At 41.7% G+C, this 15,093-nt stretch carries 12 protein-coding genes; 4 read left to right on the plus strand and 8 right to left on the minus strand.

All coding sequences use genetic code 11. The features are described from left to right. Positions 1 to 19: 19 nt before the first annotated feature. From BLQ87_RS22170 to BLQ87_RS22195, 6 genes are all read right to left on the minus strand, one after another. Positions 20 to 1,156: a FecR family protein gene (locus tag BLQ87_RS22170; RefSeq protein ID WP_074611108.1), complete on the minus strand. Its 1,137-nt coding sequence runs from the start codon at positions 1,154 to 1,156 to the stop codon at positions 20 to 22. 114 nt (positions 1,157 to 1,270) lie between these two features. Beyond that, positions 1,271 to 1,840, minus strand: a complete 570-nt coding sequence (locus tag BLQ87_RS22175; protein WP_074611109.1) for an RNA polymerase sigma-70 factor — start codon at positions 1,838 to 1,840, stop codon at positions 1,271 to 1,273. Positions 1,841 to 2,056: 216 nt separating this feature from the next. Continuing rightward, a complete protein-coding gene (locus BLQ87_RS22180; RefSeq protein WP_074611110.1) occupies positions 2,057 to 3,616 on the minus strand; it encodes a glycoside hydrolase family 43 protein in 1,560 nt (519 codons plus the stop codon). An 86-nt stretch (positions 3,617 to 3,702) separates the two neighbouring features. Next, positions 3,703 to 5,853 carry a glycosyl hydrolase family 95 catalytic domain-containing protein gene (locus tag BLQ87_RS22185; RefSeq protein ID WP_074611111.1) on the minus strand — a complete coding sequence of 717 codons (2,151 nt, stop codon included), beginning with the start codon at positions 5,851 to 5,853 and terminating at the stop codon, positions 3,703 to 3,705. Positions 5,854 to 6,191: 338 nt separating this feature from the next. Then, positions 6,192 to 8,519 (minus strand): glycosyl hydrolase family 95 catalytic domain-containing protein, encoded by a 2,328-nt coding sequence (locus BLQ87_RS22190; RefSeq protein WP_074611112.1) that lies wholly within the window; start codon positions 8,517 to 8,519, stop codon positions 6,192 to 6,194. A gap of 102 nt (positions 8,520 to 8,621) precedes the next feature. Beyond that, a complete protein-coding gene (locus BLQ87_RS22195; protein WP_074611113.1) occupies positions 8,622 to 10,526 on the minus strand; it encodes a glycoside hydrolase family 97 protein in 1,905 nt (634 codons plus the stop codon). Between the two features lie 284 nt (positions 10,527 to 10,810). On the opposite strand from BLQ87_RS22195, the gene BLQ87_RS22200 reads away from it, so the two are divergent. Beyond that, positions 10,811 to 11,269 carry a ferritin-like domain-containing protein gene (locus BLQ87_RS22200; RefSeq protein WP_074611114.1) on the plus strand — a complete coding sequence of 153 codons (459 nt, stop codon included), beginning with the start codon at positions 10,811 to 10,813 and terminating at the stop codon, positions 11,267 to 11,269. Between the two features lie 54 nt (positions 11,270 to 11,323). Here the strand turns inward: BLQ87_RS22200 and BLQ87_RS22205 are convergent, their stop codons facing one another. Then, positions 11,324 to 11,617, minus strand: a complete 294-nt coding sequence (locus BLQ87_RS22205) for a hypothetical protein (RefSeq protein ID WP_074611115.1) — start codon at positions 11,615 to 11,617, stop codon at positions 11,324 to 11,326. Positions 11,618 to 11,765: 148 nt separating this feature from the next. After that, positions 11,766 to 12,326 carry a YciE/YciF ferroxidase family protein gene (locus tag BLQ87_RS22210; protein WP_074611116.1) on the minus strand — a complete coding sequence of 187 codons (561 nt, stop codon included), beginning with the start codon at positions 12,324 to 12,326 and terminating at the stop codon, positions 11,766 to 11,768. Between the two features lie 271 nt (positions 12,327 to 12,597). On the opposite strand from BLQ87_RS22210, the gene BLQ87_RS22220 reads away from it, so the two are divergent. The 3 genes from BLQ87_RS22220 (at position 12,598) to BLQ87_RS22230 (ending at position 14,948) form a co-directional block, all read left to right on the plus strand. Continuing rightward, positions 12,598 to 13,098, plus strand: coding sequence for a CinA family protein (locus tag BLQ87_RS22220; protein ID WP_074611118.1), 501 nt, complete (start codon positions 12,598 to 12,600; stop codon positions 13,096 to 13,098). 119 nt (positions 13,099 to 13,217) lie between these two features. Then, positions 13,218 to 13,796, plus strand: coding sequence for an RNA polymerase sigma factor (locus BLQ87_RS22225; RefSeq protein ID WP_074611119.1), 579 nt, complete (start codon positions 13,218 to 13,220; stop codon positions 13,794 to 13,796). Positions 13,797 to 13,865: 69 nt separating this feature from the next. Then, positions 13,866 to 14,948 carry a FecR family protein gene (locus BLQ87_RS22230; protein ID WP_143010523.1) on the plus strand — a complete coding sequence of 361 codons (1,083 nt, stop codon included), beginning with the start codon at positions 13,866 to 13,868 and terminating at the stop codon, positions 14,946 to 14,948. Positions 14,949 to 15,093 lie beyond the last annotated feature (145 nt).

Here is a 15,093-nt window from a genome sequence, read left to right on the forward strand (position 1 = left end):
AAACATCTGGTGGTATTTTTTATTTTTGTACTGAAATTGTCCTCCCTTCTATTTGAAAATGAACTGCTTTAGTTAGTTCTAACTTTTCCAGGACTTTCGAGACATGATCAAATCTGGAAATGGTACCGGAAAAGGTTTCGTTCTTATTTACCCCTTTTTTATATTCGATCTCGACATCATACCACCTTGCGATTTTTCGCATGATGCTACCTATTTGTTCATCTTTAAATTGGAAATATCCATTCTTCCAGGCGACAGATTCTTCCGCATCTACCGTTTTTACATACAACTGACTGCTGTTTTGTATCGCCTGATCACCGGGGTTCAGGATTTTTGATGCACTGTGTTTCGTTGAGGAGACTTTGACGCGGCCCTTGAGTAAGGTTGTTTTGGTTTGAGGGTCATCGTCATAACTGTTAATGTTAAAATGAGTTCCCAAAACTTCCACATTTTGAAGGCGCGTATGAACAATAAAAGGCCTGTCTTTATTTTCTTTAACTTCGAAATAAGCTTCACCATCCAGGCTAACCGTTCTTTCTGCCTGGAGAAAGGAAACCGGGTATTTTAAGCTGGAAGCTGCATTTAACCAGACTTTCGTTCCATCAGGGAGTATCAGCCGGTATTGTCCGCCTTTTGGGGTTTCCAGGGTATTGTAGATTGGCCTGTGGTCAAGGCTTATCGCATTCATCCCATACCTCAGTTCCCCTTGATTCGTTTTAGTGATGATAATTCCATTCTGCTCTGCGATGGTCCCTTCAGTGGCTTTAACCAAGACGATCTTTTTCCCGCTGCTTAAAGTAAGTATGGCTTTATCCTGTCCCGGCGGCAGGTCATTGTGATAAGCATATGCGCGGGATGATTTATCAGGTAGCTTTACCTCTTTATTTGTGTAAAATACCAGACCGGCAGCTGCTACAAGAATGATTGTTGCCGCAATACCAATTGTTTTCCAGCGTTTGAAAGGTGTTTTCTCTACAAGTTGTAATTGTAAAAGGGACCAGCTTTCCAACTCATCTGCTTTGATTTGCTCCGGATCAATGTCCTGAATTTTATCTTCAAATTTAAGGTACCAGCTTTCTACCCAGGCGATTTCTTCTTCGCTTGCAGTTCCGTTATTATATTTAAAAAGTAGCGCTTCGGCTGATTTATTTTTCATTTTAATACTCAATTTGTTCAGTTCAGTGCATCAATTTTTGACAGACCTATGCTAAACCTGATAACCTAAGGACAGCTCTAAAAGCAGGTGGGAGTATTGAGAAGGAAATTATTTTTAAAAAAACAGGAAAAATACATTTGCGCCTAACTTCTCTCTGAGAATTTTAAGGGTATTGTGTATTTGTTTTTTAACGGTAAGTGGACTGGTATTCAACATTTCACCAATCTCCTGATAAGTCATGTGGGCGTTCCTGCTGAGTTCAAAAACCTTCCTCATTTGCGGCGGCAAAGAAGCGACTTCCTTTTCTACCAAAATGGTCAGTTCTTTTACCCGGATGGCCCAATCCGTAATGTTTTCTCCCTGATCGAGAAATCCCTGCAAAGAATCCGCATATTCATCTCTGATTTTTTGCCGGTTAAATACATTGATCACACGATTTCTGGTCGCCACATACAGATAGGACGCCAGGCCGGAACTGAGAACCAAGGTGTTTCTATTGTTCCAAATGAAGGCAAACAATTCCTGCAAAATATCCTTTACCTCTTCCCGATGAGGTAAACGTTTGTAGGCATGACGGTAAAGAAGACTATAGTAACGTTTATGAATTTCGTTAAATGCGGCGTGATTACCTTCTGTTAAAAGACGACAAAGTTCCACATCACTAAATTCCCTATAATCATTCATAAACTAGCAATCGCCTTTAAAAGGGCATAAAGATAAGCCTATTGTCTCCGTTCACACAGAAATAATGTCAAAAATATCCGTTATACAATCCCGACTCTTATGATCCCCCACCATAAAGAGACTTTATAAATAAAGAGCTTTTCCTTTACTCCGGACGATAATATCGTTTTGGAACAGAAAAAACTCTTTATACTTTTTTTAGTTCAGACACTGAACTTATTTATCATCAAAGCGAAACCAATTAAAATCCGCATATCCACCTATACCAGAATCCCCGGTGCTATAATTAAATAAGGCGAAACGGTTGGCAGTCCAATCCAATCCCAGCGCCATATTTAAGGTATTGCCAATGGTCTGATATTTTTTTCCATCTGTACTGTAGGCAAAAGAAGCCGTGTATCCGATATGGGTAACATTTGCCTTAACCCAGAGCTTATTACCCGTAAAGGGAACGGTTGTAACCAGACTGTCGGCATTCATCATGACTATGGATTTTTGCCCGGCTTTTTGTTGAACTGCTACAAAAGCATAGGGAAACTGAAAAATACCAAAACCTGCTACATTTCCATCCTTTAAAGCGGTAACGTCTATTTCGACAGTACCACTTGATTGTGGTCCCTGCACTCTTTGTGTTAGGGTATTTCTGGCCTCAGAAAGTTTTGTTGCCTTGCCGGCTTTCAAACGTAAATAACCCTTACGCTCGTTAAGAGACCATTTTTGATCATCCGGATTGTGGTTCCATTGCCATTGTAAGCCAAGTTTTGCCGCACTAAATTCGTCGGATGTTGCCGGAACTGTGATTGGGTATGTTTTTCCTACATCAGGTTTTTTAAACGTTTCTACCCCTTTTCCTTTATCTCCCAACATAGGCCAGCCATCTACCCAGGTAACCGGTTCCAGATTAGGCACGCGGCCTATAGGACCACGATCCTGCATAATGATAAACCACCAGCTCCCATCTTTCAACTGGACCATCCCACCCTGATGCAAACCATTGCCGGGATAAGTATGGTCATCATTGATGATCTCTTTTGCCTCATAAGGCCCGTAGATATCGTCTGCCCTCAAGCAAATTTGCCGGCCTGTTGTACCTCCGGTAGAGCCCAGAAGATAATACTTGCCATTAATCTTATAAGTATGAGAACCTTCCAGGTAAGGAAATTTGCGGTTATTATAAATTTCTTTCTGAGGGGTTTTCACTGATAAGGCATCTGCATTTAATTCAGTGATAAACAGTTTTTCCTGTCCGTGGGCAACATATACCTTCCCGTCATCATCAAAAAACAATCCCGGATCGTATAAATATTCTTTAAAAATAGTTCTCGTCCAGGGGCCTTTCGGGTCTTTGGCAGTACATATTGAAAAATTTCCCGGGTCGGTAGCTGAACTGCGAGGGGTACAAAAGCCGACATAAAAGGTGCCATTATGGTAACGGATTGTGTTTGCCCATGAGCCTTTCAGATAAGCATTTCCGCCTTTCATGTCATAGCGCGGGTCTTCCTCATATTTTGGCACTGCATAACCGGCCATTTCCCAGTTTACCAAATCCCTGGACCTCGCTACCGGGCTCCCCGGAACATAATGCATGCTGGTGGATACAAAGTAAAAATAATCGTCCACCCGAATGATATCCGGATCAGGCCAATCTCCCCACATCAGCGGGTTGGTAAATGTCCCGTTTCCATTATCAGGGGTATAAACTGATGGGGTCTTTTTTTGGGCAACCAATACCTGGGAACCGATCAGTAATAAAAAAAGTAAAAAGTGTTTCTTCATTTAAATTTAGTTGTAAAATTGAACTGCTATAGCTAAGGACAGTTCAAAAGGCCGTTGGGAGTATTGAACTATTTTTTGATCAGCATTTACAATGCCTGTAATTCAATTGTTTCCTGTTTTGCTGTGTTAAAAGAAAGTCTGTTTCCGGATAAGGTCTCCGCTTTTTTTCCATTCCTAAGGAGGAGTACCCGCTGATTTTGCCATGGATTGATCAAGCTGCAAGGCCTTCCCTTCTCGCTTTTGATTTTTACGCCGGAAATTACGCCGTTATCCAGGCTCGCGGAAACCAGAAAAGCACCCCAGGTACGAATATTTTTGAAGCTTGCATTTTCGTTTTTTGGGATATTGAAGAGTCTGATGACATTGCCGGCACTCATGCACAACATTTCAGTCAGCGCATTTTGTACAGTACAGCTGTTTTCTATGCCATGTGGATTGTTCAATTGAAAACCATTTGGATAGGTTCTTAAGGCATATTTATGTAGTTCATTGCTGATCATTACCGGATCATATCCAACCCGGATTGCCGCCATAAAAAAGCTGTTACTTGTGTTTGAATCGTGCCATCTTTGCATCGCAGAAATGGTGTTTCGCGAAACCGACAACAATTCCTCCTTACTATCCAGGGTAATTACACTGGCAGGATAGATGTGCTGGATTCCCAGACCATTATCAGGCCACCAATCCACTCCTTCTTCTGTATAGCGAAAGACCTGTTGTCCATTTCTGGTTTGGGTTGAATAACCACTAAGGTGATCCAAAATATGCTTCCATTTCTCTTGTCTGCCGGCATCCCGTTTTAGAGATGAACTTAAATCCATGATCAGGTCAAAGGCATTTCGGATCAGTCCAATAGATAAGATCGGATTTTTGTCCTTACCCGAGCCCTCGTGAATGGCATCCCCGTAAATGACATATCTGCCATTTTCAAATTTCAAATAATCCTCCCAAAAGTTCGCAACTGCAAGTGCATAGGGATAGATTTTCTTCCCGTATTCCTCATCATAAGTACAGCGCCAGTATTGGGCCATATTCAGTAAGCCATAAGCAGCGTTCGACCGCTGTCCAAAGAATAAGCCACCCTGCTCAAAATTCTGACTGTTCTTATACTGCGCAAAATCCTTTGTCACCTCGATCCCCAGTGGACCAATCCCTACCGGGTATAATATCCCTCTGGTATGGGTTATATTTTTTGCATACCATTCTCCTCTGGAGATAAAATCAAGAAGTGGGGCATCATGAGGCGCTGCCTGGAGCAAACGGTTGGCCGAAACCAGCCCGTAAAAAGGAGCCTGGAAATTATAATTCAGGTGATAGTCGCCATTCCAGTTTGGCGAGTCTGTGGTGGTCCAGCCAAATATTCCCGGCGGAAATTTCGGGTCTCTGCTGCAAGCCGCCATGGTGTATAACCCCTGATAATAAGCTTTCATTAGTACACTGTCCTGAACAGTCAGAGAAGATTTATCCCAATATGCCCTCCACCAGTTGTTGTGTTGTTTTTCAAATTTAGCAACCGAACTTCCATTGAGCTGTTTGATTTGATTCAGCACCGATTTCAGTGGGGCCTCCTGCTTGAAATTACTTTGTATCGCCATTGCAATGGTTATCGGTTTCCCTGGATGAACCAGTAGTGTTGTATTGCTGGTGTTCAACACCTTTAATGCCACTGCAACGGTTGTTGGAATGTCTACACTGTCCACAAAGGCACGTTCCAGCCAATCAATTTTTCCGGATTTTCCAGTTTTTAACCTGGCCATGCTATGGTTTGGCGCACGCAGTCCAATGGAGATCTTCAATGCTTCCTGTACCGCTTTCAGTTCTATAAAAATCAGGTTATTTGCAGCGGAGACCCATGATTTTAGTGCGAGTTGCTGATTCCCTTTCTTTAGGAAAGTTCTGGTTATCCCGTTACTCAGCAATTGTTCCGCAGTAAAATCAGCATCTTTCAAACCTTCGATATTTATATCTAATACCGCTGCAACACGTGGTCCTGATAAACCATCGGCTTTTGAACGCAACCGCCAAAAGTCATTTTTAGCCACGTAAAAAGAAAGGCTGTTTCCTTTGTAGCCGATACTCATCGTCAAGTCACCATTTCCCATTAACGGGGCGTCTATAGCCACATTGGCAGGAGTTTTAACAGGAGCTTTAGTCCAGCTGTTTTTATAAGCCGGCGATTGGGCAAAGGCTGCGAAAGACAGCAATTGCGCAAAAATAATTGCGAAAAAAATCTTCATATCTTACTTATTTAAGGCGTTAAGCCTCATTGTTGGTGATTACTTTTCTTTTACGGTCAGATTCTAGTTTTGTATTTAATCCTTTGTTCATCCCCATAAGTATTCCGGGGCAAAGCACTGCGGAGCCAACCTACCTAATTCCATCCCAACGGTTCAACTGTTATTGATTGAAAAAAATACGCTATCTGATCAAATCGCCTTTTTTTGCGTCAAAATAACAGTTGAAGAGCATCATCAGGGTCGGATCAATCTGCCCGCATTAGCGGGTTGGTAAATGTCCCGTTTCTATTATCGGGGATATCAGCTGATGTTTTTTTTTTTGCAACCAATCGTCAGTGTTAGTTGAAAGAAGCTACCAGCTTTTGCCCTTTATTCAGGGTCACTTCATAAACATCACCTGCTTTTGTGATCCCCTTCAGGTTCCATTTTGGTGCCCTTCCATCAAAGTTATCCTTGATGCGCAACTTTCCGGATTTAGCGGCGCTAATGCTGAAGCTTGTTGTTTTATTGTTTTTTCTTACTGCTGAAACCATAAAACCACCTTCGGCTCTCAAATTAGTAAATGACGCATCAGCCCATTTTTTAGGCATCGCAGGGAAAACACGGATTACTCCCGTATGAACGTCTCCAGGTGTAGCGCTCCAGCTTTGCAATAACATTTCATGTACTGCCTGTGAGGCAAGGAAGTTTCCTTCTAATGTAAAGGGCCTATAGGTAAAACCCGAGTAACCGCTTTTCGTCTGATCGCCGTTTACATGAAAGCCATTGCGCAAAACAAAGGCTTTGACGAAGATGTCCAGGTTTTTAACAGCAGCTTCCCCATCTCCTACTCTCGCCCTCAGGCAACTCATCCAGGAAAAGGTGTAACCTACCCAACTGCGGGTGCCTAATTTATCCCAGCTTTTAGTGCTGGCTTCTATCATTTGCTGATCTTTTTTATTTCCTTCGCTGGTAATCAGGTTAAAGGGATAGATTCCGATTATGTTAGATAAGTGACGGTGACTGCTGGTCAGTTCGTACTTCGCATCCAAAAGCAGTGTGCCATCCGCTTTGGTGTGAAAATCACCCAGGGCCAATGCAGCAGCTGCCCATTTCTTTGCATCTGCAGGCTTACCCATTTCCTCAGCCATTTCCTTTAAAGAGAGGAACAACATTTTTATACTCATCAAATCATAATTGCTATTGGGCTGCAGCCAGGCTTTCGGACTATCGTCGAAAATTTCCGGAGAAGAAGAAAGTGGGAGTTTAAGCAGGCCATTGCTGTCTTTTTTGAGTAAACCCAACATGCATTCTCCAACATCGGAACTCCATGGGTAAGCTTTTTCCTTCAGGAAAGCATCATCAGCGGTATACAACCAATGCAGGTAGAATAAATGCGCACTCCAGGCACTCATGGATGGCGACATGCTGTATTGCCCCCAGCCTCCTAAAGGCTGACCAGAATAAGACATCACACCGGGACAAGCCAGGCCGGAAGTACCATAAAAATCCCTGGCGAAATCCTGGAAGAAAGTACGGCGCTCCCAAAGGAAATTCAGGTAAGATGCACCTTCATCGTATCTGCCGGATTGCTGATAAGCGATATAGGTCATTTGTGTATTCAGGTCGTTGTGGTAATCTCCTTTCCAGGGAGGTAAAGTACCGTTATCAGCAGTCCAGACCCCTTGAAGTGGCATCGGCGGTGCTTTTAAACGGGAGGCGGCACCATAAAAATATTGTACCAGGTTGTATTGTTTCTGAACTGCTGTATCAGGGACGCTTACACTTGATTTTTCCCAGAATTCCTTCCACCATTTTACATGTGGTTTACGCATGGCCTGATATCCTTTATTCAATGCTGCAGTACATCGCTGACGGGCAAGGGCCAAAGGATCTTTACTGTCTGTTGTAGAAGTTATCGTCAGCGCAATCAGTGTTTCATTACCATTTTTCTTTGTATCAATATACACGCAATATTTAAGTCCGTCTGCGGCTTCCTGGATGTACCATTCTGCATTGGCCGACTTCCCTTTTATCGCCTCAGGATAACCGAGTTTGCTAACCGATCCTCCGCTGCTTGGTCCGCCATCTCCTTTTGTGTTTTTACGAAACACATCCATTGGGCTAAACAACTGCACGGCATCCGGGACTGTTCCTTTAATCGATAGTAAGGCCACCGGATCAGTGGCGCTGTAAAAAGTATTCAAGACCGCTCCGGAGTTGAATCTTGCAATTCCTTCGGCAGTTGCCTCCATCAATTCAAAATCCTTTACCAGTTCCTTAACAGGGAATTTTAGCTCGATCCGCCCGCCTGGCAGTTTAGTCGGACTTACGCCATGATAAGCCTCATCCCACCAGGAGCCTACAGTTTTAAATTCCCCTTTGGCAATCATGTCTGCTCCTTTTTGATAGGTATATTTTTTCCACCATTCTTTTTCTCCATGGGTACGCTCATCCCATAAATCTCCTCTGTCTAAAGATAGTCTGATGGTATTTTGTTCGCCCCATAACAGACCGCCCATTAAGCCATTGCCTAAAGGAAGTGCTTCGTCCCAGGTGCTGACAGGCGCCTTAAGGATGAGATTATAGGCGGATTCGGGTAGTTTAGGTTGTTGGGCATTGACAGATAAGCTTCCACAGATATTTAAAATAAGGAAGCTGGTTTTTAAAACAGTAGTTCTGTACATTGTAGTTTGGTCTCAGGTTGGTTGGTCGTGTGTGTTGCAGTTGTGGTTAACAAACAAAGCTAACCGGGTCTATTCAATCCATAAATAGACTAATGCATTATTTTACTGGATTATCCGACGGACAAGGGGCTTAATAATAATTGCCTGCCCATTTTTGGTCAATAATTTTATATTTAGAATAGTAGAAGCATCGACTTCTATTCTTCTAATGGCAACTTTTGTAGCCGTCTGTAACGAAGCATCGTCGGCATAAACAGTTGCTTCATATTTCTTGTTTTTATTTAGAAATCCGAGTGGCAGGTTAAAGCTTCGTTCTTTATCCGTTATCGATCCGATATACCAATTGTTGCCATTTCTTCTGGCTATTGTTCCATATTCTCCGATTTTTCCTGCTATCACTTTGGTGTCATCCCAGACGGTGGGCAGCTCATCGTAAAAGCTAAGGTCCGGTATTTCGGCTATAACGGAGGCCGCAGACCCCGCTCCTCCTTTATTTATTGGCGAACCAGGAGGGCGGTCATACCAGTATACAAATTGCCATGGGCTATAGATACAAATTGCTTTTGCCATCTGAGTGGCATGCGAACCCATTTTGTCGACCCTGGGAGCAAAATAGCAATTGGTCATATCAGCTGCGCCAGCCAGCATTCTGGTAAACATGGTCGTTAATATTTGTTTGCTATCCGGACTTTCTTCATCACCCCGTACCCCTTCCTGCGTCATTAAATTGGGATAAGTTCTGGAATAACCTGTCGGACGGTATTCATCATGAATATCCAGCATCATTTGATGATCGGCTGCTTTTCTAACCGCCTGATGCAGCCATGAAATATGCGGTTGTGAACCTACATTTACAAAGCCATATTTTATTCCTTTTACGCCCCATGACTGGTACAAAGGAAGGAGCATGTCAAGTTCTTTCGATAATGCCTTTTGATTCACATAGAGGATGACTCCAATACCTTTTTGCTTTCCATAAGCTATAATTTCCTGCATATCCAATGGCCCCGGAGATCTGGATGGGTCTACGTTTACAGCCAATGCGCTGGATGCATCATCATATTCATGACCATACCAACCTGCATCGAGTTCTATATATTGCAAATGATGTCTGGCTGCAAAATCTATACACGCTTTACTACCCGTTGTGGTCAGCGTTACTTCACGAATTACCTTGCCTGGTTTGATCCAGGATACCTCATTGAGCGCAGAGGGATGGTTTAGGTTTAAAATGAAATGGTTATTTTCCAGTAATTTACCCGCTGATGCTGCAACCATAATATACCTCCATGGAGTTGAGAAATCGTGATTAAATACTGCTTTGCTTCCCAAAGCTGCAAGGAGCAATAAACTGTCTTTTGGGGAGCGGCTAAATTTCATTTGTGGGTAGTCTGTCAAGGCCGCTTCGCCCAGGGCGATAAAACGACTTTGATCCATTTCAATCACATAGGGACGTTCAGTCCCATTGGCTGTTTTACTGATGCTGCCCCTCGTATAATTTGACTGTGCCAGTCCTGCGATCCAGGAGGTATGATCTTTGGTAAACTTAAAACCGGTAAGTTCAGCCGTAATGGTCAGCTGTTTCTTTGTGTTAATCGTATACTTAAATGCGACACCTTCATTGTAAACCCTGGCCGTAATGGAAAAGGAACGGAAAGGTGTTTTCAATTCTTTGAGTTGAATGATGGCTTCTTTATAATGATTAAGATATCGATTCTTTTCGCCATAAACAGGTTTCCAGGTTTCATTGACTAGCTTTTGTTTCACAGAAATGAAGTCGAGATTATCCGACAAAGCGTTTTCATTTTCAAACTCAAGTCCCAGTGCTGAAGCCGCGATGATTAGGTTGTCCTGATACAGGACGGAATAGTTTAAAGCAGGTTCGTTCTTTAAACCGGTGCTGACCTTGAGTACTATTTTTTTATCTGGACTTAGTATTTTGATCTCTTTTGCCTGTACCCATAAGCTGAGGCAGCTGAAGAATAAGATTGATGTTAATTTAGTCATGTGTTTGGTTTGATACGCTATCGTGTTGCATGGAAACAATTTTTGAATCCCTGCGCACAAAATAGACAACCCATAAAATTGGTTTTATTTTTTTAACATAAAAATAGAATTAACAATGAAAATGATGGATAATATTACGGTTATAAGAGGGCGCTCTGTGTTCGACCTGGCCGCCCAACAAGGAAATGAGCAGGCAATCGAAATACTGGAGCAGTATTAATTAAAAAAAACTTAAACCTTTCTTTTGAGCATCGTGTTAATTAAATACATCAACACTTATTACCATGGAAAATAACAGAATAAACATCGAAATCCTTAACGACCTCATTGAAATTAATAACGACAGGATAGTTGGTTATCAGAAGGCATCCGAAGAATTGCAGCCGGAAGACAATGATCTTAAGCCCTTGTTTGCAGAAATGATCGTACTCAGTCAGAACAATAAATCGGCCTTAACTAAAGAAGTTCAGGTTTTGGGTGCGGAACCCGAAGCAGGAACCACCAATTCCGGTAAAATTTACCGTGCCTGGATGGATATTAAAGCTGTTTTTGCCGGTCATGATCGTGAAACAGTATTGGCAAATTGTGAATTTGGAGAGGACGCCGCTAAACGTGCTTACAAAATGGCGCTTGAAACCGAGGGCTTATCCAGTCATCTGGTATCACTGATCTCCAGTCAGCAAGCAGCTCAAAAAGCAGCCCATGATCAAATTAAAGCAATTAGAGATCAGGTAGTCAGATAATGAATTTTATCCATACAAAAATCCGGATCACAAGTTGTGATCCGGATTTTTTATTTAAGCTTCTGATTCGTCATTACTGCCGCTGGCGCGTTCAGTGATTTCCCAGGCCTTATAACTGTCAATTTGCTCCCCTATCTGATCTATCAGTTCCCTTGCAATTGCACCCTCAGCACACCAGATTGTATTGGTGTCTTTTTGTTCAGTCCATACCGTTCCGACGGAAGTATGATCATCAAAAACCTCATACTTTGGTTCCTCCCGATCGGGAACAACCAGGAATTTCTCTTTATTTCCCTCAATGGTAATCCATATTTCAAATGGTTCCCATGGTTCTGCTATTTTTCCCATAACATCAGATTAATGGTTGTTTTATACCCTCAATTTAAGCGGGAATCTTATCCCATTTCCCGCGTTCCCAAAACTAAGGTTGAGATCAAATAGGTGTACGTGGGAAAAAAAGCCCGGACAAATCATCCGGGCCCCTGGTTACTAGAAATTATTCTGTTGCTGCTGCTTCATTAATGGAAGCTACCGCAACTTCTGTCAGAGCGACATCGGTCGCTTTCTCATTATCCAGCGTTTGCTGAAGCAAGTCCATTACCTCTGTATGTCCCATACATTCGGCAAATGTCCGTAGTGTTCCATAAGTGCCAATTTCGTAATGTTCTACTTTTTGGGCAGCAAGAATCAACCCGGCATCTCTCACCATGGTTCCGTCTTCGGTATCTTCGATCACACCGTTGGCCTCTTCCAATAAGCCAACCATTGCATCACATTTCTTTGCGGCAGGCTTTTCGTCCAGTAAAGCAAAGACTTTTTCCAGTGTTTCAATATGAGTCTGAGTTTCTCCGGTATGTTTTTCAAATGCAGCCGCGAGCTCAGGACTGGTGGAGGCTTTCTGCATTTTAGGGAGTGCTTTTACAAGGTGTTTTTCTGCCCAATAAATGTCTTTCAATTCGTCAACAAAAAATTCATGAAAATCAGAATCTTTCATTTTTCCAGTCATTCCTGAAGCGTTTGATTTCTTCCTGTTTTGTGTTTTTGCTGTGGTTTCCATAGTTCTGTTTTTTATAGAGAATTGTGAGCAATAAGAACCCTTTAAAAACAGGTTTGTTTAAAAAATAAAATCTTTTATTTTTTCAAACCAATTCTGTATATACTTGTTCTGCAGTATTTTGTTAAACAAAAAAATATGATTATGTGTTTTTTGTTTAAGTCGTCTCCACAAAATGATTTTTAAAAACCATTTCGCTTCTTGCCTGTTTTTCCTACACTTATAGGCGGTAATTTTTAAAGAAAACAGCATCTTTTAATTACGATGTAATCCTATGAAAGCACTCTTAACCATACTTGGAAAGCTACTCGTTGAAAAGAAACTGACCATTGCTTTCGCAGAAAGTGCCACTGGTGGCCGTCTGGCCTCAGAATTCTCAATGATTGACAATGCTGGAAAATTTTTTAAAGGAGGCCTGGTTTGCTATGATGCGAAGTTAAAAGAAACATTACTTGAGGTTCCACATCAGATGATTGAAGCTTGTACTCCGGAATCTATGGAGGTGACCTCTGCGATTACTGCAGGTTTGTCCCGGTTAATTCCTGCTGACCTGTATGCCGGTATAACCGGACTTCCTGCTCCCGGAGGAAGCGAAACTGAAGAAAAGCCAGTCGGAACGATGTTCATTCACTGCAAATACCTGGGTAAACCCTTATTTTCAAACAGAGTTGTCTTTAAAGGAAGTCCCGAAGAGGTGATCACACAAACCGTAGCGGAATTTGCCAGACTTCTTCATATGGAACTCAGCCGGCTGTTTGAAAAGGAATGCAGATAATATCCTTATTTTACTGGATTATCCGATGGATGATATCCGATTGTTGGGGGAAAGCATATTTCTTGTGCAAATTTTTATATTATTGCATAACCAACCACCATAAACCAAACTTAACGAAGATGAGCAAAAAGCAACTTTTGGAAGAGAAGATCATTTCTCTTCATAGCTTGTGGTGGGAAGCAATGCGTTTGGGGGATAAAGAAGCTTTTCTGGACATCTATAAAAGCCTGTATCGAAGTTTGGGTGGTTTTGGTCTGAGGATATATAGTGATCCTGATGTCGTAACCGATTCCTTAAATCAGGTATTTCTGGACATTTGGGAGAAGCATGAATTTCTGCCAAGAGTAGAAAATGTCGAGGCCTATCTGCGCCGGACTCTAAAAAATAAAATTCTGAAAAACATCGCGCGCCAGCAAAAAATGGACAATGCTATTGCCATGATCAGTCAGGACGACGAACTGCTGGATATGCCTTATGAAGAGTTAGTGGTTAAAATTGAATCCGATGAACTCGTTAAAAGACAGCTGGATATTGCGCTAAAAAAATTAACTCCTCAACAGCGCAAACTCATACAGCTGCGTTTTTATGAGGGCCTGAGTTATGAAAATGTGGCTGAAAATAGTGGACTTACGGTTCGTACGGCATACAACACCATTTATTCGGCTTTAAAATCTCTTAGAGAGCATCTTCGGTTTTAGCTACAATTTTTTGATGTTTTCTATTGGTTTTGAAAAAAAATAAAAAAAAACCGGTAAAAGTTCAAGGTTTTGGGATCAGGTAATAAAGGAGCTTATTTAATGATCGACCAATATACCGAACCCGAAGACTTTTTAATGGATGATACCTTTAAGCAATACTGTGAAGGCAGCAATCAAAAATGTATCCTGTTCTGGGAAGGATGGCTGGCAAAAAATCCTGAAAAACAGAAAACGGCGGCCACAGCAAAAAGATTGCATCAGATTTTAAGCGGCAATTTAAAACCGGTCCTTGAGCAGCTGGAATTCCTTAAAAACGAGATTTCAACAGAAACGGTCATCAGAAAAACCAATTTCCAGGCCTATGGAATTGCAGCCTCCTTCTTTATCATTCTGCTGGCAGGGCTGTTTTACTATTATTTTCAAAATCCTGCTAAACCGATTGTTTATACAGAAACTTATATCGCTCAGAAAGGAGAAAAAAAGAAAATCATTCTTGCGGATGGAACATTGGTTCACCTGAATTCCGACAGTAAAATCGAACTTGGAGAGGGTTTCAATAAGAAATCAAGGAATGTAAGGCTTACAGGTGAAGCGTTTTTCGATGTGACCCAGGATGCAAACAGACCGTTTAAAGTACTCACCAAATGGTTTAAAATTACCGTATTGGGGACTTCCTTTAATGTGAAAAGTTATGCTGCCGAGAAAAAATCTGAAGCGACATTGGTCAAAGGGGTAATTCAGCTGGAAGACAACCAGGTGAAAGGTAACTCTCTGATCATCAAACGCGGTCAGAAAATCATTTATACTCCCCCATTTGTGCTACATGAAAGCAGTCGTGATCCCCATGCTGCTGCAGTTCCGGCACTGCCAAAACTGGAAGTAATGAACCTCACCACCTTCGATAATACAGTGGTAGAATCCGCATGGGTAGACAACGAGATGATTTTTTCCAACAACACATTTTTAGAGATCAAACCCTTGATTGAAAGGTGGTTTGACATCGAAATTGTATTCAATGATAAAGATGTTGAAAAATACACCTATACCGCAAGGTTTAAAAATGAAGACTTAACTACGGTATTGCTCAAACTTCAACAGGTAAAACATTTCAATTATAAGAAGAAAGGAGGCCGGATCATTATTTACAAATAAATTTTTAGGATTGGAAAATAAAAAAGGGAAAGTGCGCTAACACTTTCCCGGATAATTTTTTGATTCTCATTTGAATAAGGGTTTTACACTTCGAAATCTAAGACCCAAATATCAGCTAACCAAAAAACCAAAAGTATGAATAAAA

The sequence above is a fragment of the Pedobacter steynii genome (assembly GCF_900103665.1).
GTDB classification, from domain to species: domain Bacteria; phylum Bacteroidota; class Bacteroidia; order Sphingobacteriales; family Sphingobacteriaceae; genus Pedobacter; species Pedobacter steynii.

Bases quoted from the DNA above. Each gene is read 5' to 3' on its own strand.
- BLQ87_RS22205 (WP_074611115.1), bottom strand. From the start codon at position 11,617: ATGGGAAAAATAGCAGAACCATGGGAACCATTTGAAATATGGATTACC.
- BLQ87_RS22200 (WP_074611114.1), top strand. From the start codon at position 10,811: ATGGAAAATAACAGAATAAACATCGAAATCCTTAACGACCTCATTGAA.
- BLQ87_RS22175 (WP_074611109.1), bottom strand. From the start codon at position 1,840: ATGAATGATTATAGGGAATTTAGTGATGTGGAACTTTGTCGTCTTTTA.
- BLQ87_RS22195 (WP_074611113.1), bottom strand. From the start codon at position 10,526: ATGACTAAATTAACATCAATCTTATTCTTCAGCTGCCTCAGCTTATGG.
- BLQ87_RS22170 (WP_074611108.1), bottom strand. From the start codon at position 1,156: ATGAAAAATAAATCAGCCGAAGCGCTACTTTTTAAATATAATAACGGA.
- BLQ87_RS22190 (WP_074611112.1), bottom strand. From the start codon at position 8,519: ATGTACAGAACTACTGTTTTAAAAACCAGCTTCCTTATTTTAAATATC.
- BLQ87_RS22180 (WP_074611110.1), bottom strand. From the start codon at position 3,616: ATGAAGAAACACTTTTTACTTTTTTTATTACTGATCGGTTCCCAGGTA.
- BLQ87_RS22185 (WP_074611111.1), bottom strand. From the start codon at position 5,853: ATGAAGATTTTTTTCGCAATTATTTTTGCGCAATTGCTGTCTTTCGCA.
- BLQ87_RS22210 (WP_074611116.1), bottom strand. From the start codon at position 12,326: ATGGAAACCACAGCAAAAACACAAAACAGGAAGAAATCAAACGCTTCA.
- BLQ87_RS22225 (WP_074611119.1), top strand. From the start codon at position 13,218: ATGAGCAAAAAGCAACTTTTGGAAGAGAAGATCATTTCTCTTCATAGC.
- BLQ87_RS22220 (WP_074611118.1), top strand. From the start codon at position 12,598: ATGAAAGCACTCTTAACCATACTTGGAAAGCTACTCGTTGAAAAGAAA.